This is a genomic window from Burkholderia sp. Bp9143, from assembly GCF_003853645.1.
Taxonomy (GTDB): Bacteria; Pseudomonadota; Gammaproteobacteria; order Burkholderiales; family Burkholderiaceae; genus Burkholderia.
This window is the reverse complement of the sequence record NZ_QTPO01000137.1, coordinates 1-1,250: the sequence shown is the minus strand read 5'-3', so window position 1 is coordinate 1,250 and position 1,250 is coordinate 1. Positions and strand designations below refer to the sequence as shown.

The following is a 1,250-nucleotide window of genomic DNA, read 5'->3' as shown; positions in this document are numbered from 1 at the left end:
GACGCGCAATTCGAACTGTTGCCGACGAACGAACCGTTCCGCCTGGAACGCAGCGTTCGCAAGCCCGTCATGAGCGGGCCGGAGAAGGCCATCGTTGTCGGCCCCGCCGAGCAGGAAATCTGGACGGACCAATACGGTCGGGTCAAGGTGCAGTTCCAGTGGGATCGGCAGGGCCGGCACGATGAGCATTCGGGCATCTGGCTGCGCGTGCTGTCACCGTGGCAAGGCGTGGATATGGGCGCGACGTTCATCCCGCGCATCGGTCATGAAGTCGCGGTTTCGCACTACCACGGCGATCCGGATTTGCCGGTGATTATCGGCAGTGCCGTCAACGCGTTCCGCCAGCCCGCACTGGACCTGCCGCACAACCAGGCGCTGTCGGTGCTGCGCGGCAAGGAATTTCACGGCAACGCATCCGGTCATCTCGCAATCGACGATACGCGAGAGCAAATCCAGACGCAGATTGCCAGCGACGCGGGCACGTCCCTGCTGAGTCTCGGCAACCTTCGGCGCATCACTCGAAAGAAGGGTCGTGCCGATGCGCGCGGCAAAGGCTTCGATCTTCGCACCGACGACTGGGGTGTTGTCCGGGCGTTGAAGGGATTGTTCGTGTCGACGGACGGTCAACCGGGCGGCCCGGGTCACGCGAAGGACGCCAAAGAGGCAATGGGCCGGCTGACGCAGGCGCGCGAGCGACAGGAAAGCCTTACGGATTTGGCGCAACAGCACAACGCACAACAACGTGGCGCGGACCAGAGCGACGTCACCCGTGCGATCAAGGCGCGTAACGATGCGATTCGGGGAACACCGTCCGGCACGGCAGATGAATTCCCGGAGCTGACGGAGCGCGACATTGTGATGGCGGCATCGGCGGGCATCAGTCTGGCGGCCGAGCGTAGCGCCCATATCGCGAGTGGAGAGGATGTGGCGGTCACGAGCGGCCGGCATGTCGGGATTGCCGTGGGGCGTTCGCTGTTCGCGAGCGTGTCGAATGCGTTCTCGCTGTTCGTGCACAAGGCGGGCATGGCGCTCGTCGCCGCAGCGGGGAAAGTGCGCGTCGAAGCACAGACCGATGGTGTTGACGTGACCGCCAAGAAGGCAATCCAGATCACGAGCACGACCGACAGTATCCACCTGCACGCGGCCGAGGAAATCGTGCTGCACGCCGGCAGAACCGAGGTACGCATCAGCGAACAGGGGTATGTGGTGCGAACAGCGGGCGAGCACACGATCTTTGCAGGCAGTCATCA

The 1,250-nt window shown here is 63.8% G+C and carries 1 protein-coding gene; it reads left to right on the top strand.

Annotation, left to right across the window (positions count from 1 at the left end):
• The coding region (locus DIE23_RS38985) for a type VI secretion system Vgr family protein (protein ID WP_148093500.1) at positions 1–1,250 on the top strand (1,250 nt) is incomplete at both ends.